General features: G+C 57.0%; 32 protein-coding genes and 1 other annotated feature. Of the genes, 29 read left to right on the forward strand and 3 right to left on the reverse strand.

Annotation, left to right across the window (positions count from 1 at the left end):
- The first annotated feature begins 305 nt into the window (after nucleotides 1-305).
- The 25 genes from AAC01S_RS01305 (at nucleotide 306) to zapE (ending at nucleotide 18,528) form a co-directional block, all read left to right on the forward strand.
- Nucleotides 306-1,313 carry a resuscitation-promoting factor gene (locus tag AAC01S_RS01305; RefSeq protein ID WP_067617532.1) on the forward strand — a complete coding sequence of 336 codons (1,008 nt, stop codon included), beginning with the start codon at nucleotides 306-308 and terminating at the stop codon, nucleotides 1,311-1,313.
- Nucleotides 1,314-1,563: 250 nt separating this feature from the next.
- Nucleotides 1,564-2,685, forward strand: a complete 1,122-nt coding sequence (locus AAC01S_RS01310; protein ID WP_067617535.1) for a hypothetical protein — start codon at nucleotides 1,564-1,566, stop codon at nucleotides 2,683-2,685.
- Nucleotides 2,686-2,875: 190 nt separating this feature from the next.
- Nucleotides 2,876-3,568, forward strand: coding sequence for a RadC family protein (gene radC, locus AAC01S_RS01315; protein ID WP_067617538.1), 693 nt, complete (start codon nucleotides 2,876-2,878; stop codon nucleotides 3,566-3,568).
- Nucleotides 3,569-3,588: 20 nt separating this feature from the next.
- On the forward strand, nucleotides 3,589-4,623 hold the full coding sequence (locus AAC01S_RS01320; protein ID WP_067617541.1) for a rod shape-determining protein: 1,035 nt from the start codon (nucleotides 3,589-3,591) through the stop codon (nucleotides 4,621-4,623).
- Nucleotides 4,624-4,647: 24 nt separating this feature from the next.
- A complete protein-coding gene (gene mreC, locus AAC01S_RS01325; RefSeq protein ID WP_067617544.1) occupies nucleotides 4,648-5,517 on the forward strand; it encodes a rod shape-determining protein MreC in 870 nt (289 codons plus the stop codon).
- A gap of 4 nt (nucleotides 5,518-5,521) precedes the next feature.
- On the forward strand, nucleotides 5,522-6,040 hold the full coding sequence (gene mreD / locus AAC01S_RS01330) for a rod shape-determining protein MreD (RefSeq protein WP_067617547.1): 519 nt from the start codon (nucleotides 5,522-5,524) through the stop codon (nucleotides 6,038-6,040).
- A gap of 128 nt (nucleotides 6,041-6,168) precedes the next feature.
- Nucleotides 6,169-6,858, forward strand: coding sequence for a septum site-determining protein MinC (locus AAC01S_RS01335; RefSeq protein WP_067617550.1), 690 nt, complete (start codon nucleotides 6,169-6,171; stop codon nucleotides 6,856-6,858).
- Nucleotides 6,859-6,864: 6 nt separating this feature from the next.
- Nucleotides 6,865-7,659 (forward strand): septum site-determining protein MinD, encoded by a 795-nt coding sequence (gene minD, locus AAC01S_RS01340; RefSeq protein ID WP_067617553.1) that lies wholly within the window; start codon nucleotides 6,865-6,867, stop codon nucleotides 7,657-7,659.
- Between the two features lie 86 nt (nucleotides 7,660-7,745).
- Complete coding sequence (locus tag AAC01S_RS01345) at nucleotides 7,746-8,675, forward strand: M23 family metallopeptidase (RefSeq protein ID WP_067617556.1); 930 nt, start codon at nucleotides 7,746-7,748, stop codon at nucleotides 8,673-8,675.
- Entirely contained in the window at nucleotides 8,672-9,568 is an 897-nt protein-coding gene (locus tag AAC01S_RS01350) for a M50 family metallopeptidase (protein WP_067617559.1), read from the forward strand. Before AAC01S_RS01345 ends, AAC01S_RS01350 begins: the two co-directional genes overlap by 4 nt.
- A gap of 72 nt (nucleotides 9,569-9,640) precedes the next feature.
- Nucleotides 9,641-9,716, forward strand: a sequence feature (ribosomal protein L21 leader region).
- An 11-nt stretch (nucleotides 9,717-9,727) separates the two neighbouring features.
- Entirely contained in the window at nucleotides 9,728-10,039 is a 312-nt protein-coding gene (gene rplU, locus AAC01S_RS01355; protein ID WP_067617561.1) for a 50S ribosomal protein L21, read from the forward strand.
- Nucleotides 10,039-10,359: a ribosomal-processing cysteine protease Prp gene (locus AAC01S_RS01360; RefSeq protein ID WP_067617564.1), complete on the forward strand. Its 321-nt coding sequence runs from the start codon at nucleotides 10,039-10,041 to the stop codon at nucleotides 10,357-10,359. Before rplU ends, AAC01S_RS01360 begins: the two co-directional genes overlap by 1 nt.
- Nucleotides 10,360-10,380: 21 nt before the next feature.
- On the forward strand, nucleotides 10,381-10,680 hold the full coding sequence (rpmA, locus tag AAC01S_RS01365; RefSeq protein ID WP_067617567.1) for a 50S ribosomal protein L27: 300 nt from the start codon (nucleotides 10,381-10,383) through the stop codon (nucleotides 10,678-10,680).
- 138 nt (nucleotides 10,681-10,818) lie between these two features.
- Nucleotides 10,819-11,268 (forward strand): Spo0B domain-containing protein, encoded by a 450-nt coding sequence (locus AAC01S_RS01370; protein ID WP_067617570.1) that lies wholly within the window; start codon nucleotides 10,819-10,821, stop codon nucleotides 11,266-11,268.
- Between the two features lie 14 nt (nucleotides 11,269-11,282).
- Complete coding sequence (gene obgE / locus AAC01S_RS01375) at nucleotides 11,283-12,566, forward strand: GTPase ObgE (RefSeq protein ID WP_067617573.1); 1,284 nt, start codon at nucleotides 11,283-11,285, stop codon at nucleotides 12,564-12,566.
- Entirely contained in the window at nucleotides 12,556-12,933 is a 378-nt protein-coding gene (locus AAC01S_RS01380; protein WP_067617576.1) for a M67 family metallopeptidase, read from the forward strand. Before obgE ends, AAC01S_RS01380 begins: the two co-directional genes overlap by 11 nt.
- Nucleotides 12,934-13,036: 103 nt before the next feature.
- Nucleotides 13,037-14,014: a GspE/PulE family protein gene (locus tag AAC01S_RS01385; protein ID WP_067617579.1), complete on the forward strand. Its 978-nt coding sequence runs from the start codon at nucleotides 13,037-13,039 to the stop codon at nucleotides 14,012-14,014.
- Nucleotides 14,011-15,060 (forward strand): type II secretion system F family protein, encoded by a 1,050-nt coding sequence (locus tag AAC01S_RS01390; protein WP_067617582.1) that lies wholly within the window; start codon nucleotides 14,011-14,013, stop codon nucleotides 15,058-15,060. The genes AAC01S_RS01385 and AAC01S_RS01390 overlap by 4 nt, the downstream gene beginning before the upstream one ends.
- Nucleotides 15,061-15,072: 12 nt before the next feature.
- The gene (locus AAC01S_RS01395) at nucleotides 15,073-15,465 is read left to right on the forward strand and encodes a type II secretion system protein (RefSeq protein WP_083511412.1); all 393 of its coding nucleotides are present in this window, start codon (nucleotides 15,073-15,075) and stop codon (nucleotides 15,463-15,465) included.
- Complete coding sequence (locus AAC01S_RS01400; RefSeq protein WP_245630008.1) at nucleotides 15,455-15,940, forward strand: type II secretion system protein; 486 nt, start codon at nucleotides 15,455-15,457, stop codon at nucleotides 15,938-15,940. Before AAC01S_RS01395 ends, AAC01S_RS01400 begins: the two co-directional genes overlap by 11 nt.
- Nucleotides 15,937-16,281: a hypothetical protein gene (locus tag AAC01S_RS19130; protein WP_067617585.1), complete on the forward strand. Its 345-nt coding sequence runs from the start codon at nucleotides 15,937-15,939 to the stop codon at nucleotides 16,279-16,281. The genes AAC01S_RS01400 and AAC01S_RS19130 overlap by 4 nt, the downstream gene beginning before the upstream one ends.
- Nucleotides 16,223-16,693, forward strand: a complete 471-nt coding sequence (locus AAC01S_RS01410; RefSeq protein ID WP_502685978.1) for a prepilin-type N-terminal cleavage/methylation domain-containing protein — start codon at nucleotides 16,223-16,225, stop codon at nucleotides 16,691-16,693. Before AAC01S_RS19130 ends, AAC01S_RS01410 begins: the two co-directional genes overlap by 59 nt.
- Nucleotides 16,690-17,055: a hypothetical protein gene (locus tag AAC01S_RS01415; RefSeq protein ID WP_067617592.1), complete on the forward strand. Its 366-nt coding sequence runs from the start codon at nucleotides 16,690-16,692 to the stop codon at nucleotides 17,053-17,055. The genes AAC01S_RS01410 and AAC01S_RS01415 overlap by 4 nt, the downstream gene beginning before the upstream one ends.
- Nucleotides 17,022-17,585, forward strand: coding sequence for a shikimate kinase (locus AAC01S_RS01420; protein WP_245630009.1), 564 nt, complete (start codon nucleotides 17,022-17,024; stop codon nucleotides 17,583-17,585). Before AAC01S_RS01415 ends, AAC01S_RS01420 begins: the two co-directional genes overlap by 34 nt.
- 13 nt (nucleotides 17,586-17,598) lie before the next feature.
- On the forward strand, nucleotides 17,599-18,528 hold the full coding sequence (gene zapE, locus AAC01S_RS01425) for an AFG1/ZapE family ATPase (RefSeq protein WP_067617595.1): 930 nt from the start codon (nucleotides 17,599-17,601) through the stop codon (nucleotides 18,526-18,528).
- On the opposite strand, the gene AAC01S_RS01430 is transcribed toward zapE, so the two are convergent.
- Both AAC01S_RS01430 and AAC01S_RS01435 read right to left on the reverse strand, forming a co-directional pair.
- The gene (locus AAC01S_RS01430) at nucleotides 18,521-19,465 is read right to left on the reverse strand and encodes a YqhG family protein (protein WP_067617598.1); all 945 of its coding nucleotides are present in this window, start codon (nucleotides 19,463-19,465) and stop codon (nucleotides 18,521-18,523) included. The genes zapE and AAC01S_RS01430 overlap by 8 nt on opposite strands.
- Nucleotides 19,432-21,168 carry a DEAD/DEAH box helicase gene (locus AAC01S_RS01435; RefSeq protein ID WP_245630010.1) on the reverse strand — a complete coding sequence of 579 codons (1,737 nt, stop codon included), beginning with the start codon at nucleotides 21,166-21,168 and terminating at the stop codon, nucleotides 19,432-19,434. The genes AAC01S_RS01430 and AAC01S_RS01435 overlap by 34 nt, the downstream gene beginning before the upstream one ends.
- 114 nt (nucleotides 21,169-21,282) lie before the next feature.
- Between AAC01S_RS01435 and gcvT the strand changes: the two genes are divergently transcribed.
- Genes gcvT through gcvPB form a run of 3 tightly spaced genes read left to right on the forward strand, consistent with a single transcriptional unit; the run spans nucleotide 21,283 to nucleotide 25,195 of the window.
- The gene (gene gcvT / locus AAC01S_RS01440) at nucleotides 21,283-22,383 is read left to right on the forward strand and encodes a glycine cleavage system aminomethyltransferase GcvT (protein WP_067617600.1); all 1,101 of its coding nucleotides are present in this window, start codon (nucleotides 21,283-21,285) and stop codon (nucleotides 22,381-22,383) included.
- Nucleotides 22,380-23,732, forward strand: a complete 1,353-nt coding sequence (gene gcvPA / locus AAC01S_RS01445) for an aminomethyl-transferring glycine dehydrogenase subunit GcvPA (RefSeq protein ID WP_067617603.1) — start codon at nucleotides 22,380-22,382, stop codon at nucleotides 23,730-23,732. Before gcvT ends, gcvPA begins: the two co-directional genes overlap by 4 nt.
- A complete protein-coding gene (gene gcvPB / locus AAC01S_RS01450; protein ID WP_067617606.1) occupies nucleotides 23,729-25,195 on the forward strand; it encodes an aminomethyl-transferring glycine dehydrogenase subunit GcvPB in 1,467 nt (488 codons plus the stop codon). The genes gcvPA and gcvPB overlap by 4 nt, the downstream gene beginning before the upstream one ends.
- Here the strand turns inward: gcvPB and AAC01S_RS01455 are convergent.
- A complete protein-coding gene (locus tag AAC01S_RS01455; RefSeq protein ID WP_067617609.1) occupies nucleotides 25,172-25,753 on the reverse strand; it encodes a histidine phosphatase family protein in 582 nt (193 codons plus the stop codon). The genes gcvPB and AAC01S_RS01455 overlap by 24 nt on opposite strands.
- 110 nt (nucleotides 25,754-25,863) lie before the next feature.
- Here AAC01S_RS01455 and AAC01S_RS01460 point away from each other — a divergent pair, with 110 nt between their 5' ends.
- Nucleotides 25,864-26,304, forward strand: coding sequence for a type II 3-dehydroquinate dehydratase (locus AAC01S_RS01460; protein ID WP_067617612.1), 441 nt, complete (start codon nucleotides 25,864-25,866; stop codon nucleotides 26,302-26,304).
- Nucleotides 26,305-26,315: the final 11 nt, after the last annotated feature.

Below are 26,315 nucleotides of genomic sequence, written 5' to 3' on the forward strand. Positions count from 1 at the left end.
GCTGACGGGTGTCCATATCGACCCATTTCGCGCGCGGATGAGGCGCGAAAGTCGACTGACGCCGATTGATTGGGCGAGATCGCCAAACTTGTCGGAATCTCTATCTCTGACCACGATATTCGCCGACATGTTTTTGCAACAATTGTCATAGGTTCTACAGTACAATCACACCATCTTGGTGGAACGAGAGAAGAGGCTGACAGAAGATGGTTTGCATTTCGGGAAGGGGATGGCTATACTGAGCGCAGCCTTGATCCCCCTATCAGCCTTCTTTCGCTCGCAAGAAGTTTGAAAGAGGTGATGGAGTGCGTCTACCTAAGTCGCGAACCGTGTACGCTTCCATAGCGGCTGTTCTGGTGATGTTCGGCAGCGCAGCGACCATCATGGGCAGCACCTATAAGACCGTCACGGTGAAAGACCGCGGGCAGCGCAAGGTATTGCGTGGATTTGCAACGGGCACTGTTGCTGATTTCTTACAGAAGCATCATATCCACGTAGCGAAGCGTGATCGCGTCAGCCCGGCGCTCGACAGTCCCGTTTCCAATCAGGAAACGATCGAGATTGTCAGTCCGAAGACAATCACGGTTAATTACGAAGGACATGTAAAACACGTTTGGACGTTCGCACATACTGTGGGCCAGCTCCTGAAGGGTGAAGGGATTTCCCTGAAGCCATCGGACCGGGTGAATGTGTCCACGAACAGTAAAGTATCGAACGGAGAAGCCATCGAAATTCATAGCGTGATCTCGAGAACGACGACCGAGACGCAGGAAATACCATTTCAGACCATACGTCGCAGTGCAGCCAATTTGCTGGTTGGACATCAAGAAGAAGTGACGCACGGTGTGAAAGGGTTGCTGAAGATACAGACAACATGCGTCTATCGTGACGGCCACCGAATTTCGCAGCACGTCACGAAAAAGGTCGTTCGCGACCCGGTGGATGCTGTCGTGGAAGTCGGAACGGAACGGCCGGCTCCAAAGCCCGCTGTTTCCACTCCGAGTCCAGTTCTTGCGACTCGTGGAACCGTGCCGGATTCAGGACTGATTAAGCAGAGTCTGACGGTACTGGCCACCGCGTATGTCGCAGGCGGAACGACGGCCTCGGGACTACCAGCTGAACCTGGCGTCATAGCGGTCGATCCGAGCGTCATTCCGCTCGGAACTCGGGTCTATATCCCAGGTATCGGCACTGTGGTCGCGGCTGACACAGGCGGCGCCATTGTCGGGGATCATATCGACATCTGTATGTCCTCAGAGGCAGCGGCGGACGACTGGGGGGCGCGAACCATTACGGTGTACTTGTTAGGGTAGAGTCAGGCGATGTATTTTAGACGGCGATAGGGTAAAAGGGCCGAGAGCGCAAAGCGATTGCTTTGCGCTCTCACTTTTGTGACAGTCATCGTAGATTGACAGGCTGGAGGACATTGCCTCCAGCCTGTTTGGCTTGCTGCGTCCCGTCGCAAATACAAACTAGCCTTTGCATATCATCTACCATTCGCTCATAGAGTAGAGCATCAGTACGGAGGCGAAGATCGGACTGTACGAAGCGGAGGCGATGTCTTTGGAGACGCAAATGTCATCGAAACGGGAGAGCGCGATGAGAAAGTCGTCTGCGATCCTTGTTCGACTGGGGGAAGAATCCTGGGAGGTCGAAGGCAACGCGTTGTCTGCCACGCGACGCGTCGAGCAGTCAGAACGACTGACGGTGCAACCGCGGACGAAGGCGCCGATTACGCTGCAGTCCATGCGAGAACGAATCGAGACCACGAGGTCTGTACAGGACACCCGAGCCAAATTTTCCGCGATCGCCTCGGAACCCGCTCGTCCCACCGCCGAGCCTGCGCCGTCCGAGACGACGAAGCTCGCGTTCTATCAAAAGGCCTGGGCATATATCGTAGATTTGATTGCTCCAAGCGGAGCGAAAAGCGCCGCTTCGACCTTGCGCGGAGGGCTCCTCGTCGGGATGATCTTTGGCTGCTTGTCCTTGTTGTTGTTTCATCAAATGTTGCGCATCAATCCGATGACTCAAAGCGAGCTTGTATCGGCAAAACGAACGGTTTCCGTCCCTGTTTGGAACCAACCGACACGCAGCAAGCCGCTGTCGCTGCCTGGCGTACAGATCGCCTTGCTGGAGTCCGGGCCGTTCTCTTCGGTTGACGCGCGAAACCGGGCCATATCGTCGTTGGCCAAAGAAGGCATCGACGGAATCGTGTCGTCGACGTCGGCAAACGAGGTTCTTTGGTCTGCCGGCCTGTCGGCGAGCGCGCTGGCCGGGGAGTTGTCCGAGCTCAAAGCCAAGGGCGTTCCGGCGTCTGCGAAAGTCGTCCAGGTCAAGGCGAGAACCGTGCCTGTGCCTGCGACGACGGACAATCAAAGCATCGATCGCACGCAGAACTGGATATCGACAACCATGGCTGCTCTGCTCGGGGTCACAGCATGGTTGTCGGACGACGGCCGTGTGACCGACGCGCAAACGAGCCTGCAGGCCGCGATTCACCTGTATCCGGGTCGAGAAGCCGTGGACAAAACCGGCATGGGACCGCAGTTGAGCGCAATCGAATCCAATCTCACCGCGATGCAAGCTTCCTTTTCGACAAAACACGAGAAAAAACTGATGCAACTGGTTGTGGCGTCTTTCGACGAATTCATGGCATTGCACGGGATCACAGGAGTTTCCTCGTGATAACACATTGACGAATCGGGGAGATCATGTTCACAATAGGAAGGACACGGATCGGCAAATTTCGTGTCCAACGATAAATAAATTCTTGCGGAAGTAACGACAAGAATACATATATAAAGGATTGGGTTTGTGAAGAGGTGACTCGCTCCGTAATCTTGATGAAAGATGAACGGAGAGGGTGTGCGTTTGGGTGTTGAAACAACATGCTGGTGGGGAACGCGCGGTCGAGGAAGCGCCGAGAGAAAGACTGTTGCGGTTAGGACCGGGGGCGCTTCGTGCGGACGAGCTTCTGGCTTGTATCATGCAGTCCGGGAATGGCAAACAAACGGTACACGAGATCGCGCGCGCGGTGGTGCAAGGCGTAGGGACCATTTACTCGCTGGCCGACATCGAGGTTGCCGAATTGTTGTCGATCCCGGGAATCGGACAAGCGAAGGCGATACAGATTGCCGCCGCGGTGGAACTTGGCAGGAGAATCGCGCAAAAGCCGCCGGCGCACAAGACGCAAATTCGGACTGCAAACGATGCAGCCGAGTATGTTATGGACAGGATGCGGTATCTTAAAAAGGAACATTTTGTTACTTTGCTACTCGACACAAAACATCACGTACTAGCCGAGGACACATCTTCCATCGGAAGTCTGGACGCGTCTATCGTTCACCCTCGTGAGATCTTCCGTCGCGCGATCCGTTGCAGCGCTTCAGGTATTCTCTGTATTCACAATCACCCGAGTGGAGATCCGTCGCCAAGTCCAGAGGACATTGCTGTGACGAAACGTTTGATGGATGCGGGAAAAGTGCTTGGCATCGATGTGCTGGATCACATTGTTATCGGCGATGGGCGTTTTGTGAGTCTTCGAGCGGGCGGGTACATGGAACATTGAGGAGAGGGGTTCTGGACTGAATGTTTTCGGTTCGCGATATGGGCGTCGATTTGGGTACAGCAAATACCCTAGTGTATGTAAAAGGAAAGGGCATCGTCGTACGCGAGCCGTCGGTCGTGGCGATGCGAACCGATAATGGGGCGATTGAGGCAGTGGGTCTCGACGCCAAGAAGATGATTGGCCGAACGCCGGGGAATATCGTTGCCGTGCGGCCGATGAAAGACGGAGTCATCGCGGATTTTCAAACGACGGCGACCATGCTGCGACACTTCATTCGGCAGGCGATGAAGGCGAAGTCGAATTTGTCCGGCAGACCGCGGGTGATGATCAGCGTGCCGTCGGGCATCACCGCCGTGGAACGGCGAGCGGTCGAAGACGCCGCGCTCGAAGCCGGCGCGAAAGACGCTCAAGTGATTGAGGAGCCGATGGCGGCCGCGATCGGAGCAGGGTTGCCTGTGGGTGAACCGACCGGGTCGATGGTTGTGGATATCGGCGGCGGGACGACCGAAGTGGCCATCATTTCCCTCGGCGGCATCGTCACGGCCAGATCCATCCGAGTTGCTGGAGATGAGATGGATGAAGCCATCATTCAATACATTAAGAAAGTCTATAACCTGATGATTGGCGAGCGGACAGCCGAAGAACTCAAGATTCAAATCGGCGCGGCCGAGGAACTCGAGGAAGCGAGATCGCTCGATATTCGGGGCCGTGATTTGTTGACTGGGCTGCCGAGGACATTCATGGTCACCTCGAAGGAAATCAGCGAAGCGTTGTCGGATACCGTCGGCAGCATCGTCGAAGCCGTCAAGGTGACGCTTGAAAAATCGCCTCCGGAACTGGCGGCGGACATTATGGACCGAGGCATCGTATTGACTGGCGGCGGCGCGCTGCTCAGGAATTTGGACAAGCGGCTCAGTCGAGAGACGGGTATGCCGGTGTTGGTGGCCGAAGATCCGCTTGACTGCGTCGCGGTGGGAACTGGCAAGGCATTGGACAATTACGATATTTACCGGAAGCGGACCATCGCGCTCCGAAAGGCGCAGGGCAGAAGTTAAGTTTGAAGGGGAAGAGGGATTCGGGTGTCCCGTTACCTAACGAGTCGGATGTTGTTCATTCTTCTCGGCAGCATCATTTTGCTGATGGTGATCGCTGGACTCACGCTATCGCAGGCGGGTCGCCGGGCGAGTCTGCCCGAACAGGTGGTCATGAGCGTTGAGAATACAGTGTCCGGCTGGATTTATCGGCCAATCAGCAAGGTGACCGCGTTTTTCGGTGGATTGAGCAACCTCCGCACGATGTATCAAGAAAACGCTGCGCTCAAGCATGAGATGCAGAATTACCAGGTGGTTGTCTCGCAATTGCGAGACGCGCAAGCCGAGAACGGACGACTTGAGCAAATGTTGTCCTTCTACAACCACTCGAAGAGCACGTTGCAAGAAATTCCTGCCCAAGTCGTTGGTCGTGAACCGTCGTTGTGGGATTCCGTCCTGACCATTGACGCCGGCTCGCGCGATGGCGTCAAGCCAAACATGGCGGTTGTGGCTCCCGATGGAAGTCTCGTCGGCCGGATTCAAACGGTCGCGGCACACAGTTCAAAAGTCGTACTCATTACCGACACGCAAATTGGCGATGGCGTGGCGGCGCTGGTGGAAGCGTCGTCGGTTCAGCCGTTTGGGGTGGTGTCGGGATCTACGCGCAGTGAAGGCACGTTGTCCTTTAGTTTCTTGGGCCAATTGGTGCAGTTGCCTGCTTCTCAACTGGTGGGCGATCCGGTCGTGACGTCAGGTTTGAGTGACGTCTTCCCGCGAGGTCTGATCATTGGCACCATCACCAAAGTGCAATTCGGGCCGCACAACACGGCCCAATCGGCCATCGTTCAGCCTTCTGCAGATTTGAACTACCTCCAAGACGTGTTCGTCGTTTCCCAGGCGAAATCTGGGGGGGAATAGGTTCATGCGGATGGTGTGGGCGTTTGCTCTGCTTTGGTTGGGACTGATTGTGGAGTCGACGATTTTTGAAATTCCTCCGATGAACGCGATACAACCGGACTTTGTCTTAGTCATCCTTATCCTGGTGGCCCTCATGCGAGGGCCGAATGCAGCAGTGTTGTTCGCGATAGCCATCGGTTTAATTCAAGATATCTGCTATGGTTCGTTCATTGGGTTAAACGCGTTTGCGTACGGCGTGGTGGCCTATTTTGCCGCCGCGGTGTTTGGTCAGTTCATGCAGCGAAATCTCGCGGTGACCTTTTTCACGACCATCGTTCTCACGTTTGTTCATTTGTGGATAGCCTACGGGCTCACGAGACTGTTCGCCGTAACAGCAGATTCGCCTTCGTACGTGCTTACTCAGTCGATGGTATCGATGATGATCAACGGTATCGTCGCACTGATGCTGTACCCGGCCTTTGTTCGGCTGCTGGCGCGGCCCCGTCACAGTCGCTACGACATGACGTCGAACGCCGAAGGGTAAACGAGTTTCCTCCGAGAACATGAAGGAATGGGGCCTATGGGCCCTTATTTTTTGATGAGGAAGGAAATTCAGCGCAGTACCTCGAATAGTGCCATCTGGGCATATGCCCACCTGGAGGGGAAGCGTCGTTGATTGTCAACAGTGAAGTGCTATCGGATAGTAAACCACTTGTAACTGTGAAGGGTACCCGAGATGGTCTCCTTTTTCTACTAGATGAACAGGCAGATGTGGACGAACTCTGCGCCTATATTGAAACGCTTGTGCATGGGCCGTCTGGGACATTGTTTGATGGTCCCGTGATGGACATTGTCGTAGATTATGGCAAGCGGGCACTTTCACCATCCGATAGTCGACGCATTCTCGACGTGTTCCATCGACGGGAGAACTTCGTGCTGAAGGCTTGGGGTGGAGGCACGACAACCCGTCAATCGCTGTTTCAGCGCAAAGCGAAGGCCGGAGTTGAAAATATCTACCATGGTTTGATTCGATCCGGTGAGCCAGTGACGTTTGACGGCGATGTGGTGATCATCGGCGACGTCAACCCGAGCGGGCACGTTCAAGCGACCGGCGATATCTTCGTATTCGGGCGCCTGCTCGGCATCGCTCATGCGGGGATTGAAGGCGACAGGTCGGCCGTGATCGCCGCGACCGAGTTCGCGCCGATGCAACTGAGGATTGCGGACGTCGTCGGACGTGCGCCAAATCTGCGCGCGACGATGGAGTACGCCTATTTAGAGGATAATCAACTCATGGTCTCCGAGATGAAGAATTTCGTGGTTTGGAATAAGAAAAGACGATTGAATCGAGATAGAGGGTGACTTGACATGGCCACAGCGATTGTCGTGACTTCCGGAAAGGGCGGCGTGGGCAAGACCACATCGACTGCGAATATTGCAACGGCCCTTGCCTTACTGGGAAAGAGTGTATGCATTGTCGACGCCGATATCGGTTTGCGCAATCTGGATGTCGTCATGGGCTTGGAAAACCGTATCATCTACGACATCGTCGACGTTGCAAATGGCGATTGCCGATTGGAGCAAGCGCTGATTCGCGACAAACGGTTTGAACATCTCTCGTTGCTGCCAGCAGCGCAGACGAAAGACAAACGCGCGCTGACCGAAGACAAAATGCGGGAGTTTGTCGCGAAGTTGAAAGAAACCTATGAATTTGTCGTGATCGACTGCCCCGCAGGTATCGAAGAAGGCTTCAAGGTCGCGGTGGCTGGCGCGGACGCGGCTATCGTGGTCACGACGCCGGAGAACACCGCCGTCCGAGACGCGGACAGGGTCATTGGGCTGTTGGAGCGGGACAAGCTGGGGCAGCCGCGGCTCATCGTGAACCGCATTCGCCCAGATATGGTCAAACGCGGCGAGATGTTGGACATCGACGAAATTGTTCAAATGCTGGGCTGCGACTTATTGGGGATTGTTCCGGACGACGAGGCGGTCATTCGCAATTCGAATCGCGGCGAGCCCATCGCGATGAATCCGGAGGCGCCGTCCGGCTTGGCGTATCGCAACATCGCCCGCAGAATTCTCGGCGATTCGGTGCCGCTGATGTCGCTTGAGAGCAAATCTGGTCTGTGGGGCCGAATGCGCAAATTGATTGGCGGAAGATAGGAAGATAAGAAGCGTACGTGGAACTTCAGCATACTTGTCCTCCCTCTCACATAACCATGTGATGTATGTGAGAGGAGGATACGCCGATGGCTAGTGTCAAACGGAAATGGCCATGGCAAGTGGGCAAGGCTCGGCATCCGGAATTGAAAGCGGCGGCCGATCCATTCACCACACGAGCGGTCGACGAGTCAGAAGCCCCGGTTGGTCCGGCGCGTTGGGTCGGAGAATCTGGAACAGATCCGTCTCGCGACGGGTCGAGCGTCGTGTCCAATCTGTCCCCATACGGATTTGCGGAAGACGACGCAAGTATGCGCCAGGTCGAAGGCGAAGTCTGGCGGCGGCCCATCGACGTAGAAACGTCTCGCTCGGCGTCCGCGCGCAGGCGTTTCGTGGCGACCACAAACGGAGGTCGCAGCAAAGAACCTCATTCAAATCCTTCCTCGAAGTCGACCCATTTTGTCGTGCAACTGTTTTTTGCCGCAGTATTGGTCGGCGTTGGCTACTTTGTGTCACACGACCCGCGCGTGCCACAAACCGTTGCGTCAGATGCCCAGTCCGTGTTTGCGACGGACTATACGGAGGACGTTCAACCGACCATCGATCACTGGTTCGCCAAATTGCATATCGCACAGCCCGTTTTCAACGTGGCGACCACGTCTTTGCACGAGCCGATTCACGGCACCATTGTCGACGATTACGGCGTGAATCATCCGGAAATCTGGTTGTCGGGCAATGCCAATCAGACCGTTCAGGCGGCGGGATCGGGCACCGTGATCACGGTGGTCAAGAGTGGGAATTCCGATCTCGTGAAATTGGATAACGGCGCGGTTGGGACGACGATCTACGACGGCCTTGGCAGTGTCAACGTGAAAGTGAATGAATACGTCAACGCGGGCGAGTCCATCGGCCGGCTTCCTTCATCGCCGAGTCATCCGATTCTTCGGTTCTCTGTCGTGAAAGACGGAAAATACGAAAATCCGCACGACTTGATCCGCTTCTCGGGGAGTTCTTCATGACCGTCGTTCGTCGCCTGGAGCAATCTGTGGGACGTGTGTTCGGCGTTGGGCGGGTGCGCGTGCATCCGCTCTTTTTGGCCTTGCTGGTCGGCGCATATTGCGTCCATTTGCTGAGCGAAGCCCTCGTCCTCTTTCTGTTTGTCGTTCTCCACGAGTTTGGTCACGCACTCGTCGCCCGATCTCTGGGGTATGAGGTCGAAGAGGTTGCGCTGCTGCCGTTCGGCGGCGTGGCCCAATTGTCGTACGTGCGTATCGGATTCGAGCCAAGGAATGAAGCCATCGTCGCGATCGCGGGGCCGTTCGTGAATCTTCTTTGCGTCTTTTGCATCTCGGTGTTGTACGGATTCGGGATGTTGCCGAACTCACTGTATCAGTCGTGCATGAACGTGAACATGTGGATTGCGACGTTCAACTTGCTGCCCGGACTGCCGCTCGATGGCGGGAGAATTTATCGAGCGGCGCGATCGCGTCATGTCGGGTACGAGCGGGCGACAAAGGAGGCGTATCACATGTCCATCGGCTTGTCGGCGGCGTTGATGTTCATGGGGTTGTTCGCGCTCTTCAGCGGCAGGCCGCATCTTGGGATGCTCGTCTTGGGACTCTTCCTGCTCATTGTGGCGTGGCGCGGAAGGCGGGACTTGCGGATGGAGACGATGCGGTTTCTCGACGCGAAACGCCGATTGGACAACCAGGGCGTGCAGCGGATGCGCACATTCGCCGTCGCGAGCTCAACCCCGATACGGGACGTGGTGGTGCAATTTGCGCCGGATCGGTATCACATTGTCTATTTGCTGAACGAAGACGGTGTCGTCGAAAGTTTAGTAGAGGAGACGGAACTGCTGGACGCCGTGTTCGAAGGTCGGTGGTTGGAGCCGGTGTCGACACTCAGATAGTTTTGGTTTGTGCGAAGTTCGTTTGCGCGAAGTTGCACACTGCCATAAGCCGTGTTATCATAGTTCGGTATATGTGCACTACAACCGCATGTGTTGGGTTTTGAAATGGACATGGTCCATACCCAGCTTAGCGAGTCTGAGTGAGGGAGACAAACGACTATGTATGCAATTGTTGAAACAGGCGGCAAGCAATTCAAAGTAAGCCAGGGCGACACCATTTACGTGGAGAAACTCGAAGGTGAAGTCGGTTCGAGCATCGTCCTCGACAAGGTGTTTCTTGTCCAGAACGACTCTGCGTTGAAGGTTGGCACGCCGTACGTTGAGGGCGCGCAAGTTGTCGCGAAAGTGCTTGAGCACGGCCGTGGCAAGAAGATTGTGGTATTTAAGTACAAGTCGAAGAAGAATTATCACAAGAAGCAAGGACATCGTCAGCCGTATACGAAGCTGTCGATTGAAGCAATCAACGGCTGATGATTCATTTCGATATTCTGCAGCGCGGCAGTGCGGTACTGGGATTTCGCGTCCGCGGCCATGCCGGGTTTTCCGAAGCTGGAACCGATATCGTTTGCGCTGCGGTGAGTGTGTTGGTCTATAATACGATCAATTCCTGTGAACGATTCGCGGGTGTGTCGCTTGAGGTGTCGGATGTCGGCGATACATTGAGTTGTCGGTTGCCGAGTCAACCGACGGACGGTGTTCGATTGCTTGTCAACAGCCTGTTTTACGGCGTCGAGCAGATTGCTGAACAATATCCGGAATATGTCCGCCTGCGTACGGTGAATGCGAAATAAGTCCTGAAAGGGTTGAGATGTATGTTGATGATGAACCTGCAACGTTTTGCTCATAAGAAGGGTGTCTCGTCCACCCGAAATGGCCGCGATTCTATCGCGAAGCGTCTTGGCGTAAAAGAGCCGGACGGCAAGGTAGTAACAGCTGGCAGCATCTTGGTTCGTCAGCGCGGTACGAAGATTCATCCAGGGCTCAACGTCGGCATCGGCAAGGACGACACGTTGTTTGCAAAAGTGGAAGGCCGTGTGCGGTTCGAGAAGTTCGGCGCTGATCGTAAGCGAGTGAGCATCTATCCGGTTGCCGCTGAAGTCGCAGCGCAATAATTTTTGGATAAGGCGGTTTTGTAACGCCAACAGCGGGGCTGCTCCAACGGCACGTCGAGTGCTCGATGGTCAGCCCTTTTTACATATCGGCACGTGTGGGAAGCAGTTCTGTTATTCACGGAGGGACGAAGCGGGAGGATGGATGAACACATATCAACGGCGGGAATCTTTCGCCGACATCGGCACGACGTGTTGAACGAGTTGCAAATCATTCGCGGATATATGCAAATTGGCCGTCATGATGAAGCGATGCGGGTTGTCGACCGAATGGCGAAATGGTTGCAGTCATTGACACAATGGCAGGTTAACGGCGGAGAGTTTGGCGAACAATTGATGTGGATAGCGTCGACATGTCCGCACGTGAAACTGGTTGACATTGAGATCGACGCGCCTGACGAATCATCGGTCAACGCGTTCGCGGCGTGGATGCGCGAAGCGAATGAGACGCTTGGCATGAGGGGGCTGCGAGGCGAGATTTCCGTTCGCCTGGCGGGGAACACCGGACGTGTGTCGTTCAGTCCTTCCGATGAAGTGGAACTCATTGAAGCGTGGCAAGCCGCTTATCCGAATATTGAATTTCTTGAGTAGGGTGGTTCATTCTCATGTTTACCGATCACGCGAGTATTTACGTGAAAGGCGGCGATGGAGGCAACGGGATCGTCTCCTATCGCAGAGAGAAGTACGTTCCTTTGGGCGGGCCTGCGGGCGGCGACGGTGGTAAGGGCGGCGACGTCGTCTTCGTGGTGGACGAAGGGCTGCGCACGTTGATTGATTTCCGCTATCAGCGCCACTTCAAAGCGTCACCGGGTGAACCAGGCGGGACGAAGAACAAGCATGGCGCCAACGCAGACGACATGTTGGTCAAGGTGCCGCCCGGCACGGTCGTTCGCGATGCGAAGACGGGCGAGTTTCTCGGCGACCTCACGAAACACGGGGATCGGCTGGTCGTCGCGCGCGGCGGTCGCGGCGGTCGCGGCAACACGCGGTTTGCGACATCTGTGAACAAGGCGCCGGACATGGCGGAAAAAGGTGAGCCAGGCGAGGAGCGGTGGCTCGATCTCGAGTTGCGCGTGTTGGCCGACGTCGGTCTGGTTGGTTTTCCATCCGTCGGCAAATCGACGCTTTTGGCTGCGGTCACGAGAGCCCGCCCCAAAGTCGGCGCGTATCACTTCACCACGCTGAATCCGGAACTTGGCGTCGTGGAGACTGCGGATGGCCGAGATTTCGTGATTGCTGATCTTCCCGGACTGATTGAAGGCGCACACGAGGGCCATGGACTGGGCCACGAATTCCTCCGACATGTGCAGCGGACGAAGGTCATTGTGCACGTGATCGACGCTGCGGCGGTGGACGGTCGCGATCCGGTGGAGGATTACCGCATCATCGAAGAGGAACTGCGAGCTTACGACCCTGCCCTGGCGGATCGTCCGCGGCTGGTCGCCGCGAACAAGATGGATCTTCCCGACGCCGAGGCTGGTCTCGAGCGGTTCCGTCAAGCGTATCCCGAGCTGGAAGTGTTCCCGATTTCGGGTGCCACCCATCAGGGATTGGACCCGCTGCTGCGCCGTCTTGCCACCATCCTTGACGAACTGCCGGACGTGTCCGAAAGCGTGATAAAGGAAGAGGCGGACGAGTCGTCGCACAAGGTGTATCGCCTGGAACGAAAAGAGCCGTTCGTCATCGAGCGGCAGGGCAACGAATTTGTGGTCAAGAGCGAGGAACTGGAGAAGCTCGTCAAGATGACGAACTTTCAACAATTCGACGCCGTTAAGCGTTTTCAGCGTATTTTGAAGCTGCGCGGCGTGGATGACGGACTGCGCAAACGCGGAGCGAAGGACGGCGACAGCATCCGCATTGGCGACATGGTGTTTGACTTTGTGGAATGAAAGTCGGTCTGTGTATCCCGCTGCGCTGCTGGCCGCGTTAGTGGACCACGCGATCGCGGCGTGGCCGAACGAGTGTGTCGGTCTGGTCGTGTCGCGAGGTGATCGGGCGTGGGCGATTCCGCTTCCGGCAGCCGCCTCGCCGACGCAGGTGTGGGCCTTGGAAGACTGGCTGATCTCCACGCTGTATTCCCTCGAAGACGCGGGTATCCCGATTCTTGCCGCGTATCACAGCCATCCGGGCGGTCTCGCCGCACCCAGCGAAGCGGACGTCCACTTTGCTGCGACAGCCCGGGACCATATCCTTTTGGTGAAAACGAACGGCACATTTATTCCGAAGGTATTTACCTGGACAGCAGATTTGAAATGAGTTTGTAAATATATCCAAAAGTGTATGAGGTTGCTGCTTCAGAGAACAGGCGACAAGGGCGATCAAGCGAACTCCTTTTCCAAGCGGAAAGGAGTTGTTTGTCATGGAAGCATTGACCACTGCACGCATGGTCCACGATATTCTCGACAGCGCAATCCAAATCGGCGGTACCGATGTCCACATGGTACTGCTGGGCTCCACTGTCACGGTGTCATGCCGAGTGAACGGAAAAGCGACATCCATTGCCCAATTTCTCCATTTAGGGGAAGAGTTGATCCGGCGTTTCAAGGCCTTGGCCCGCCTCGACGTCACGACGCGACACACGCCACAGGAAGGCAGCTTTGCTTGGGAGACCGCCACATCACGCGTTCGCATCCGGATCTCCTGTGTCCCGATCTACGGCGGCGAGTCGATTGTGCTGAGGATCCTGCCAAGCGGCGGCGAAGTGAAGGCGTTCGAAGATCTTGGCTTCACGCGAGACCAATTGGCCACGTTGGAACGGTGGATGTACTTGGAGTCCGGCATGATTGTGATCTCCGGAAGAACGGGAGTCGGCAAGACGACCACGTTGTACAGTTTTATGGAAGAATACGCCAGGCGGGGACGTCAAGTGTTCAGCATCGAGGATCCAGTCGAAATCCCGTTGCCGCATTGTCGGCAGATTGAGATCCACCAGCGTTCTGCGTTCGGCTACGCGGAAGCGCTGCGCGCGCTTCTGCGTCAAGACCCTGACGTTGTGATGATTGGAGAGATTCGCGACTTCGAGACGGCGCACGTGGCGTGCCAGGCCGCTCTCACGGGGAGGTTGGTGCTGGCGACCACACATGCAGATGGCCGAGAGGGGACCGTGCGTCGACTGGTCGACTTGGGCGTCGAACAAGTTCTCGTGCACGACGTACTGCGCGGCGTGATCGTGCAGCGACAACATGGTCGAAACGACGCCTTGCCCGTCGGCGGGAGCTACGTGTTGGAGTCGGCCGGTTGGCTGTCGGCGCAGCGGGCGTTGCCGCACAGCGACCGGCAACGGTCGCGGGAGCCGTTGTGGGCGCGCGACGCGTCACAAGGTTGGTTCGAGACATGAAGCAGCGGACGAAGCGGCCTTGGCTGCGCGCGCAGGGGCGTTTCCGGCGGGAACGGGCCTTGGCACGCATGCTGGACTACGCCGGGCAAATGCTGGACGCCGGGATCGATATTCGCAAGGCGTTTGAGATTGCGTCGGCCACAGGCGCGGACGAGGCACGTGAGATGGCGCAGGACGTTGTCCGGCGATTGGAGCAGGGACGCTTGCTGTCAGGCGCGTTCGCTTCGCATCTGAGTCCGTTTGATCACGCGATTCTCGTCAGCGCGGAGCATACTGGACAGTTCGCCAACGGCTTGCGCGAATGTGCGGGTCGGATGACCAGCAGGCACGCGTGGCTGGAGCGCACGGTGAAGACCGCAGCGTACCCATGCGCACTCTACGTCGGTTGCTGCTGTCTCGCCGTCTTCGTACGGCTTCGTGTGCTGCCCGAATTGCGCGGTTTGGAGTTGCAGTTGGCAACTGTCGGCGGCGGAGGCGCGATGTGGCACGCGGTGACCCTGTTGCCGCTCGTTTGTCTGTTTGGCTTGACTGGATTGCCTGTCGCGTATGTCCTGGCATACGGCATCCGCCGTCGCACGACGCTCACCATCCGACTTCCGCTCGATGGACTCCGACGTTTACTCGTCACAGAGCGGTTTGCGTATCAACTCGCCGTTCTGCTTGGGGCGGGTTTGACGCTGGTGGACGCGCTGCAAATCGCGGAACGTACGATTCCGACCGAGGTGCGAACCAGGGTGGGCGATACACGCCCGTATTCGGAGGCGATTTTGGCTGGCGAAGTGTTGTCCCGTCTGTTGGCTCGCTCACCGCATATCGACCGACTGCTGGTGGAACTGACGGAAATCGGCGAGCGTACAGGCGATCTCGCAGACAGCATGCAGCGGGCGGCGTCATTGATGCAGCAGCGAATCGAGGCGCAGCTTGAGACCCTGTCGAGATGGCTGGAGCCGTGTTTAACCGTCGTGATGGGAGGTGTTGTCGGCAGCACGGTCTTCAGTGTGTTCGGGCCCATGTACCAAACGATTGGACAACTAGGCAACAGTTGAGGAGGCATCGGCATGGATGGTGAACATCCGTACGTCAAAGCCGTCGGCGCGACGCGCGTCAAGCGGGTTGAAAGAAACGGATTCAGCTTGTTGGAATTGATGGTTGCCGTCGTCATCGTCGCAATCATGATCAGCCTCATCACGCCGCAGTTGATGAACGCGTCGACGAAGGCGCAGGATACGGCGTGTCAAGGGAATATTCGAACCATTTCGGCCGCGTTGGCAGAATACAACTTGCTGCATCAAGCGCTTCCAACCGGCAGTTCGGCGGAACAGTTGCAAACGTTGGTATCGGAGCAACTGCTGTCGAACGACGCCCTGTCCGGCGCTTACAACATCGTCGATCCGAGTCCGGACAATATTTCGGTGACGTGCGCCTCCGGAGGCTCCCAAAGTGGCTCGTAGCACAGGCTGGATGGTACAGGAACCACGTCGATCTCGTCAGCGCGGATTCACCTTGCTCGAAATCATGGTTGCCCTCGCCTTGTCCGGCATGCTGTTCGCAAGCGCCGCTTCGCTGGGGTTCGGCGTGGTTCGCGACGCCAATCTGGACGCGTCGGCGTTGAAACTGCTGGAACAGCTGAGGCTGGTCCAGAATTACGCGGCCACAAGCACCCAATATGCGTCTGTCTGGTTGGATCCGTTCGATTCGAACTACCACCTGACACATGGCACGACCACGATTGCCAATGACGGGTTTCTTCAGGGGACTCAATACGTGGACGGCTACTTGCAATTGCCGGAGCGAACCATCAACTACGACGACCTTGGAGACTCGCAGGTCGCGGGCACCATCAAGCTGACCAACGGCGTGATCGAGCGGGATATACACCTCTACATGGGGGCGGGACTCCAAATGGCGGGATGGTTGACCGGATGAACCTGTGGGAGTGCATTGTGTGCGTCGCTGTGGTTGTGATCGCGTTGCCGTTCGTCTATATGGCGGAGACCAACGCGTTGGCCGCGGTCGCGCGAGCGCAAGCCGTTGACGGAGCCGCCGTCGCGCTGGGCTCCGCCTCCGACGCTTGGCTCGCTGGACAGAACGTGCCCTCGCTGGTCGGCGAGGAAGGGGTGAGTTACCGTCTGCAGACCGTCAGCAAGCTCAATACCACGGATGTGTGCCCGAACGCGTTCGCCATTCAAATCGGGACTGCCGGGTCAGATGAAACGATGGACGAGGTGGACATCCCAGAGTGCCCAGTCGGCTTTCTCACTCATTGAGGTGGTCGTGGCGTGCGCCATTTCGACGGTCGTCCTTACAGTCATTGGCGCGATGTTCGTCAATTGCAGACTGGTCTACCTTCAGTTGAGCGACCAGCTGGAGTCGACATCGATGGTCGACAATCTTGTCCGAACGGTCGAGATGGACGTCCACGCCGCGAACGGTGGTTCAGTGTTTCTGTCGGAACTCGTGTTGCAAGAAATGTCCGGTGTCCAATACACCTACTTCGTCAACTCGAGCAATCAATTGATCCGCAGCCAGGCTGGCGGCGGCACCGCAGTGATATCGGCCCACGTGAAGTCCGTTCAGGCATCGGTCGACGATGGGATCGTGAACGTCACTGCGACATGGCTGAACGGGAAGGAAGTCACGGTTCGATGTTTGCTCGGAGAAGCGATGGGACAGTCTTGATTTACGTGATGTTGATTGTGGTCGCCGTCGCCGCCTTATGCACCGTTCTGGTCTACGTGGCGCGGCTGTCCTTCATCACTTCCGAGCGATCGATGTCCTATCAAAAGTGTTCGTCGGTTGCAAGGAGCGTCGCCAAGACTATTGTCGAGGGTTACGCGTCCGGGGCCTCTCCAACCGTCCAATCTTGGTCGTGGGACGGATACGACCTCGCGGTAGGATCCAGTATCAACGCAAAGGGGCTCGACGCGGTGCAGGTTCAGGCGCAACTTGGCGATGTCTCTGACACGATCTCCTTCACGTATGATACAATCGCTCATAAAGTGTCCGCATGGCAGGACAACGGACCTGGCATGACGAGGTGATTGACATCGCAGCGCACCGCAAGATCGCGTTGGTCGGCTTTATGGCGAGCGGCAAGTCGACGGTTGGACGAGCGCTTGCCAATACGCTCCACGTGGAGTTTGTCGATCTCGACCGCGAGATCGAACGCATGGCCAATTTCACCATACCTGAACTTTTTTCCAAGTTTGGCGAGACGGTGTTTCGTGATTGGGAATGCCGCGCGTTGACACATTGCGCGGACACGCGAGAGCCCATGGTTCTGTCAACGGGTGGAGGCGCCGTGATTCGATTGGCCAACCGCGACCTATTGAGGAAATCTTTTTTCACTGTCTATCTGCGCGCCAGTGTCGATACAATTATGGACAGGTTGAAACGGGACGGGACGGACCGTCCGCTTTTGCGAGGATCGAATCCGCGGCAGAACGTCGAACGCCTGCTCAAGGAACGTTCCGACTGGTATGAGGAAGTGGCTTCATGCCAGGTGGATGTGGACGACTTGACCGTTGACGAAATCGCCCAGTCTATTGTCGAGCGCACCGCGTCGATATGAGGAGGTGTTCCGAATGGATCACATTCAGAGCGTGTTTCCGAAGCGGTTCCAAGGACATGATCGAGCATACGATGTTCGCTATTTTCGAGATCGAATTCCGGAGCTCGACAATTTGAACCTCTCTGATGCTTATATCGAACGGCATCGCGCCATGCTTCTGGAGTACATCCGCCAAAAAGAGATTTGCCGCCGTTGCACAGGCTTCGCCACGTGCGGCAAACAGGGCGACATGAAAGGTTTCGTGCAAGTTTTGGAACCGACTCCGACCGGTGTGACCGTCGGTGTTGCCCGGTGCGAGCCTTTTCACGAGTTCATGGATCGGCACCGTCTGCAGCGACTGATGAACGCAATCGGGACGACGGAACTCGACGACGCGTTTCAATTCGCCAACTTCCCGGCGGAACAGGCGCGCCGTTATCCCAAAGTCCTGCGATACGCTCAACAGTTCGCCCGAGACTACCGCCCAAACTCGGATCGAAAGGATTCGGCTGGTCTTTATCTGTTTGGGCCGCCTGGGGTGGGCAAGACACACTTGATGTTCGCCGTGTTTCATCAACTGCGCGAACGCGGCGTCCCCAGTTTGGTCGTTCGTTCGGATTCGCTGTTCGATCAGATGCGGCACATGCTGGCCGACGGCAGGGACCTGGAGCCATTTTTGGAGACGTTATCGACCGTTCCTGTACTCGGCATCGATGAATTTGCGCAAGAACGCGCGAACGATTTTACCTTGGAGAAGTTGTTCCGGGTGATCAACCATCGCTTCCATGCGAAGCTTTCGACGTGGTTTACGAGCAATTACAGCCCCCCTGACGCGTATCGCAAGGGCGGGGAGGACGTCAATGACTCGGTTGCGCCGTTGCGATCGCGGGTGATGAATATGTCGATTTTGGTGAAGATGGACGGCGTCGACGCGCGACAGAATCACCTGAAGACACTCACCTGACCAGCGGCAGTCCGACGATCCCGATTTGCGACAACTGGATTGCGATGCGCGGCGTACTCTTGGCAATCAACTGTTCTCGTTTGCGCTGATGCTCTCGCTCCATCGCGGCCTGTCGCTCGGGATCGTCCTCATGCCGCATGCTGCTGTAGTAGGTGTCCAGTTGGGCCAAGTCGTCCATCAGCCGCTCGCGCGCTTCTTCCGCCCAGTGGTGGTCTTTCTGCGCGATTTGCTTCTCCAATGCCGCCTTGGCCCGCTGGACAGCTTCCGCCGCAGTGTGTTTCGCGCCGCCAAGTACACGGCTTGGCGCACACCCCCGCATCGGGATGTGGGCTATTTTGTCGTAGAAGTTGAATTCAACTTGCAGATTTGCGAGACAGATGCCGACCGAAAACCATTCTTCCGAGACCGAATCCGTCACTTGTTGAATCAGTCCGTTCAGCATCATCCATGGCACGTGGACAGCGCCTTCGGGAGCTTGGGCCGGACAGACAGAGACTGTCTTTCCGCGCTCTCGGACACTGTCGAACAGCTTTTCCAGGCGAAAGCAGCCTAGGTCGATTCGCTCCGTTTGCTTCGGTTTGCGAAAGAGAATGTCATAGCCGGTCGGCTGTTGCTGCGCCGCCAACATTTGTTGGTGTTCTTCCACCAGGCGGGCGTCTTCCCGCTGCTTCGCTTCGTCGCTGAAAGCGAGGCGCAGCGTGGTCGGCTCGACGTGCTGGTTGGTCCGCTCCACCCACAGCCAGTAAAAGGGACGGTCGGTCAGCTCCTTGTCCACATCCCGCGGCAGCACATACTCCCGATACATCGGACGTTCCACGGTCCGCTCGGCTCCAACGGCGTCAAAGTAGACATCGCAAAATTTGAGACGTTCCTCATCTGTTCGCAGCGGATGCTGCACATCCATCACCGTCCCTTGCCATTTGTCACGCTTGCCCAATCCAAGTTCTTCAGCTTGGTGCCAAGCTCTTGGTGGGAACTGCTGGTCATCGTCGCTTCGAACACCTTTTTCTCCCACGCGTCGTAGCGAACGTCGCTGACGATGTCGTCGAGTGTGCCGATCACGCTTTCGAACATCCTCACCTTTTCGTACAGGATATGGACAATGTGCTGTTCAATCGTGTCTTTGGTCGCAAGGTTGAACACGTGGCATTCGTTTGTCTGCCCCAAACGGTGAATGCGGCCGATCCGTTGTTCCAAGCGCATGGGATTCCATGGCAAGTCGTAATTGATCATATAATGGCAGAACTGCAGGTTGATACCTTCGCCGCCGGATTCGGTCGCGACAAGCACGCGCGTTTTGCGCGAGAACAGTTCTTTCATCCAGTCCTTCTTGCCGCGCTTGAACCCACCGCGAAAGGGAACGGCGGAGATGCCCCGCTTTTTCAGCATGTACATGATGAAATCCTGCGTCGCCCGGTACTCGGTGAAGATGATGCATTTGTCGTCAAACTGGTCGAGCAGTTCCATCACGCGCGTAATCTTCGTGTACTCCGGAATCTTGCTGCCGAGATCGATCAACTCGGCAAGTTGCTGCTGTCGATCCGCCCGCTGCGTTCGTTTCAACATCTTCTCAAGCGATATCAGCGCCGCGTAGGATGAACTGCAGATCTCGCGCTGCAGCGTCAACAGCGGCAGAATCGACACATGCATCGACATGCGCTCTTCGTATTCGCGTTTCAACAGCGATTGGACGCGATCGTAAAACACTCTCTCCGGTTCCGACAGCTCCAGCTCGACGACCTGGACATGGCGTTTTGGCAAACGCGCGCCGCCTTCCGATCGACGGTTGCGAATCATGATATCGGACACCGTTTCGCGCAGTTTGTTGGCATCTTTTGCCGTTCGTCGATCCGCCATGTGCTCAGCGGCGAACTGCGACGCGCTGCCGAGATGTCCCGGACGGAGCAAAGTGACCAGCGTGTGCAGCTCCTTGAGTTGATTTTGCATCGGAGTGGCGGTCAGCAGCAGCAGATATTTGCTTGGAATTTCGTTCGCCATCTGCCAGTTCTTGGTTCGTTGGTTTTTCAGCTTGTGCGCTTCATCGATGATCACCATGTCCCAGCTTTGGTTCAGTACCACCTCGCGGTGGGGCGGTCGTTTGGCGGTATCGAGCGAACCGACGACGATGTCGTTCTCCCAGGACCACTCGTCGCGCTGCGGGGTCGCATCGATTCGAAACTTGTCGTTCAATTCCTTCGTCCACTGCAAGACGAGGGACGCCGGCACCAAGATCAACGCTTTTTTCACCAGGCCGCGAAGCAGGTACTCCTTGAGGATGAGGCCGGCTTCGATGGTCTTTCCCAAGCCGACCTCATCAGCTAGGATGGCGCGCCCGCGCAGTTCCCGTACCACGCGTTTTGCCGTTTCCACCTGATGCGGCAGCGGTACGAAACCTTGAACGTGCTCGATGGCCAACATTTCCTCGAACGTCGGCGCCATTTTGGCCCTGGTCGCGATGGCGCACAACTGAAACAGGTGCCACGAGCGTTCGTCGAATTGCCTCCCGGCGTGGACCATCGACTCGATGCTTTCTTCGACAGGTATGCCAGTCCAGACGATTGGGACCTCCGAATCGCGGCGAACCAGCGACGATGCGGCGTTCACCGGCGACGCGATGGTGCTCTGCAACGGTTTGTTCACAAGGAATCCCCCTTGAGGCGCTTGTCTCTCTCTTCACGCGTCATGTAGTATGTGACAAGTAACGTGTAATCTTTCATCGCTCTATGGTTGTCACGAAGGAAAGCGGGGATTTGAATGGGCAAACGGACGCCGCTCTACGACAGTCATCTTCGGCTGGGCGCAAAAGTCATCGACTTCCACGGCTGGGAGATGCCTGTCCAATACGCAGGCATCGTGAAAGAACATCACGCTGTCCGCACACATGCAGGTGTCTTCGATGTTTCACACATGGGCGAGATCGAAATCAGCGGTCCGGATGCCCGTGCGTTTGTGCAATATGTAGTGACCAACGATGTGAACCGGTTGGGCGATCAGGACGCGATGTATACGCTGATGACGGACGATCGCGGCGGCATCGTGGACGATTTGCTAGTGTACCAATTGGCGCCGGAATTATACTGGCTCGTCGTCAACGCCAGCAATATCGCCGCCGACCTTGCCTGGGTGCAATCGCATGCGGAAGGATTTCAAGTGACCATCCGCGACTTGTCCGATGAAACCGCGTTGCTTGCGGTACAAGGTCCAGCCGCCGCGGAGATGGTAGAACAACTTACAAACAGGTCGCTGCAGGACGTCCGTCCGTTTTCGTTTGTCCGCGGTCACATCGACGGCGAGGGAGCGATCCTGTCGCGGACAGGCTATACCGGGGAGGACGGATTTGAAATCTATCTCCCTTCAGCCAGCGCCGCCAAGGTGTTTGACAGGCTGATCGCGCTTGGCGCCGAACCGTGCGGCCTGGGAGCCCGCGACACGCTTCGTTTGGAAGCGCGTCTGCCGTTGTACGGGAACGATCTGAGGCGCGACGTGACGCCCTTGGAAGCGGGACTCGGCATGTTTGTCAAACTGGACAAAGGCGACTTTGTCGGGCGGGCGGCACTTGCCGCGCAGAAGGAAAGCGGCGTTCCCCGCAAACTGGTTGGACTGGAGAGTGTCGGCCGCGGCATCGCGCGAACGGGTTATCCCGTGTTCCGCGGAGATCAGCAGGTGGGTGAAGTCACGTCGGGCACGATGTCCCCGACCCTGCAAAAACCTATCGCGCTTGCGCTTGTCGACAGCGACTGCGCAAGCATTGGCGAGACGCTCGAAGTCGAGATTCGCGGCAAGCGCCACCCGATGACGGTCGTCAAAACGCCTTTCTACAAACGCAACCTCGTGAAAAGAGGGGTCAATCATTGAATCGCTTCGGATACATTCCACATACGGACAAAGATCGTCAAGAGATGTTGCAAGCGCTTGGACTGACTGACACAGAAGCGCTGTTCTCCGATATTCCATCGCAAATTCGGCTTCAAGAACCGCTTGCGGTGCCGCCAGCGATGTCTGAACTGGCCTTGGGCAGGCATTTGGAGAGACTGGCGAATCGGAACGAACACATGGGAAAAGTGGTCAGCTTTCTCGGCGCCGGCGCCTATGAGCACTATCAGCCGAGCGTCGTCGACGCCATCATCAGCAGATCGGAGTTCTACACGTCGTACACGCCTTATCAGCCGGAAATGAGTCAGGGCCTTCTGCAAGCAACGTTTGAGTACCAAACGATGATCGCCGAACTGACCGGAACGGACTTGGCAAACGCCAGCATGTACGACGGCCCGACGGCGTTCGCGGAGGCTGGTCTCGTCGCGTGCGCTCACACCAAACGGAACCGTCTCGTTGTCGCGGACAGCGTCAATCCCGAGTACCGCCATGTCCTCGAGTCGTATGCGGACGGTCAGGGAATTGAGATTGTATACCTGCCGCAAAAGAATGGTCGATTGGATCTCGCCGCGTTGGCAGATTCCGTGGACGAGTCGACCGCTGGCGTCATGATTCAATACCCGAACTTTTTCGGTGTCATTGAGGACGTTCGCCACATTGCCGACGTCGCGCACCAGGTTTCGGCTCTGCTCGTGGTCAACACGTACCCCATCGCGCTTGGCCTGCTCGAGGCGCCTGGGCGTCTTGGCGCAGACATCGTCGTGGCCGAAGGGCAATCGCTTGGCAACAGCCTGTCCTACGGCGGACCTTATCTTGGCATCATGGCCGTGAAGGCGCCGCTGATGCGGAAGATGCCTGGTCGAATCGTGGGAGAGACGACGGACAACCAGGGCAGAAGGGGATTTGTTCTGACGCTGCAGGCCCGAGAACAACACATCCGCCGAGAAAAGGCGACGTCGAACATTTGTTCCAACCAATCGCTGTGCGCGATCGCGGCGACGGTGTTTTTGTCGTATATGGGCAAAGCCGGCATGCGCGAACTGGCGGAACAAAATCTCCACAAGGCGCGTTATCTGCAGACCCGTCTCTGTGAACTTCCCGGCGTGGAGCGGGTGTTCTCTTCGCCGTACTTCAACGAATTCGTCCTGCACTTGCCGAAACCTGTGGCGGATGTTCAGGATGCCTTGCTGGAACGGGGTTTTCTGTTCGGCTTTGATTTGTCGGCCGCGTATCCGCAGTTGGGCGACAGCGTTCTGGTGACCGTCACGGAAGTCCGGACTCGCAGTGAGTTGGATGACTTGGTGGCAGCATTAAGGGAGGTATTGGCGTGACCATCCAGAGAGAAGGCGTAGAACCATTCATTTTTGAGGTGAGCCGCCCCGGACGCCGCGCGTACGCCTTGCCGCCGCTCGACGTTCCGGAAGCGGATCTCGCCGATTTGCAAGGTTTCGTGCGCGAAGAAGCGCCACGGCTGCCGGAGGTGAGCGAACTCGACGTCGTCCGCCACTTCACCGCGCTGTCGCAAAAGAACCACGGGGTCGACAGCGGATTTTATCCGCTTGGCTCGTGCACGATGAAATACAATCCGAAGCGAAACGAGCGGGCGGCGAGGCTCGACGGCTTTGCCAGAATCCACCCGTTGCAGCCGGAAAAGACGGTGCAGGGCGCCCTCGAACTGCTGTATGAACTGCAGTCCGATCTCGCCGCCATCACAGGCATGGATGCCGTTAGTTTACAGCCTGCGGCTGGCGCCCAAGGCGAGTGGACAGGCCTGATGATGATTCGAGAGTACCATCAGCGCCAGGGGCAGACCGGACGCGATAAAGTGATTGTGCCGGACTCGGCGCATGGGACGAATCCCGCGAGCGTCAGTATGGCCGGACTGAAGGCCATCACGATCCCGTCCAAGGAAGACGGATCCGTCGATTTGGACGCGCTGCGCAGCGTCGTCGGCGACGATACAGCAGCGCTCATGTTGACGAATCCAAGTACGCTGGGCCTATTCGAGTCGCAAATCCTCGAAATTGCCGAGATCGTGCATGAAGCCGGAGGCCTCCTGTACTACGACGGGGCCAACATGAACGCGATTCTGGGATACGCCCGCCCGGGCGATATGGGATTCGACGTGGTTCACCTGAACCTGCACAAGACGTTTTCGACGCCGCATGGCGGCGGCGGACCAGGTGCCGGGCCCGTGGGCGTCAAGTCGTTCTTGGAACCGTATCTGCCGAAGCCGGTGTTGGAGCGCGTCAACAACCGGTACACGTGGAACTGGGATCGGCCTTTGTCGATCGGCAAAGTGAAGGGCTTTTTCGGCAATTTCGGGGTACTGGTCAGGGCCTACACGTATATCCGGACCATGGGGCCGGACGGGTTGAAACTCGTCTCGGAATCCGCTGTCCTCGCGGCAAACTACCTTCTGTCGCAGCTTCGCGGCACGTACGAAGCGCCGTTTGCGGGACCGTGCAAGCACGAATTTGTCCTGTCGGGATCGAAACAGAAGGCCTTGGGTGTGCGGACGCTGGATATCGCGAAGCGCTTGATCGATTTTGGCATTCATCCGCCGACCATCTATTTCCCGCTGATTGTCGACGAGTGTTTGATGATTGAGCCGACCGAATGCGAGAGCAAGGAAACGTTGGATCAGTTCATCGAGATCATGAAGCAGGTCGCCAGAGAGGCGGAGGAACGGCCGGAATACGTGAAAACCGCGCCGCACGAGACCATCGTCGGCCGTTTGGACGAGGTCAAGGCAGCGCGATCGCCAGTGTTACGATATGCCTTCGGCGGTTGATGGGGCGTCTGAATCGAGGTGGGGCGTTTCGTTCACGGCGATGACGCGGAACGTCCCGTCTTCGACGCCGAGTTTGGTAATGCTCGTGTTGTCGATGGGGCCGTCTTGCAGACCAAGCCAGCGCAGTGCGGCGCGTACGACACCGCCGTGCGTGGCGCAAACGATGAGTCCTTCGTGATGGGTCTGGCCGATGCCAGTCAAAAACGATGCCACTCGTTGCTCGATATCGTGCGACGATTCCGCATCCGGGGCGCCGTTGGGGAACCGTTTGTTGCTCTCGGTGCGCAACAGGCCCTCCGCTTGGCCGAAGTACTGTTCCCGCAGGTCGGGCGTCGTCGTGATGTCGGCGCCGGTCACGGCCGCGATGCACTTCGCCGTATCAAACGCTCGGGTCAAATCGCTGCTGTACATGTGATCCACAGGAACGCCGCGCAAACTTGCCGCCAGCCGTGCGGCTTGCTCTTTGCCGGTATCGTTCAACGGTACGTCCGTCCAGCCTTGGACGCGTCCTTCCACATTCCAATCTGTCTCTCCGTGACGAATGAGCCAGATTTCCATTGGCGTTCCTCCTTTCGTCCAGAGCCAGTATAGCAAGGATTTATGACGCTGTGATACAATGATTGCGGTTTTATGCCTAGAATGATTGGGACACATGGGAGGAATGGCCAGTGCCAAATCCCTATCTATTGTTGATCAACGGGCCAAACTTGAATCGGTTGGGCGTGCGCAAACCCGATACCTACGGGACGCGAACGCTTCAAGACGTGGTCGATCTCGTTCGCGAGACAGCACAGGGGTATGGCGTGGAGGTCTTAGATAAACAATCCAATCATGAGGGCGAGCTGATCGATTTCTTGCAGCAGCATGGACCAGAGGCGCTTGGGATCATCATCAATCCTGGGGCGTTTGGCCATTACGCGTACGCCTTGCGAGACTGTTTAGAGGATATCGACAGACCGACCATCGAGGTTCACATTTCAAACGTGCATAAGCGTGAAGCGTTTCGACACCAGCTCGTGTTGGCTGACGTCGTGCAAGGCCAGGTTGTCGGCTTGGGAACGGATGGTTATCGTTACGCAGCCATCGCGCTATGTCAATTGAATCCATGAAGGATATCGAC

It is taken from the genome of Alicyclobacillus acidiphilus NBRC 100859, assembly GCF_001544355.1.
Taxonomy (GTDB): Bacteria; Bacillota; Bacilli; order Alicyclobacillales; family Alicyclobacillaceae; genus Alicyclobacillus; species Alicyclobacillus acidiphilus.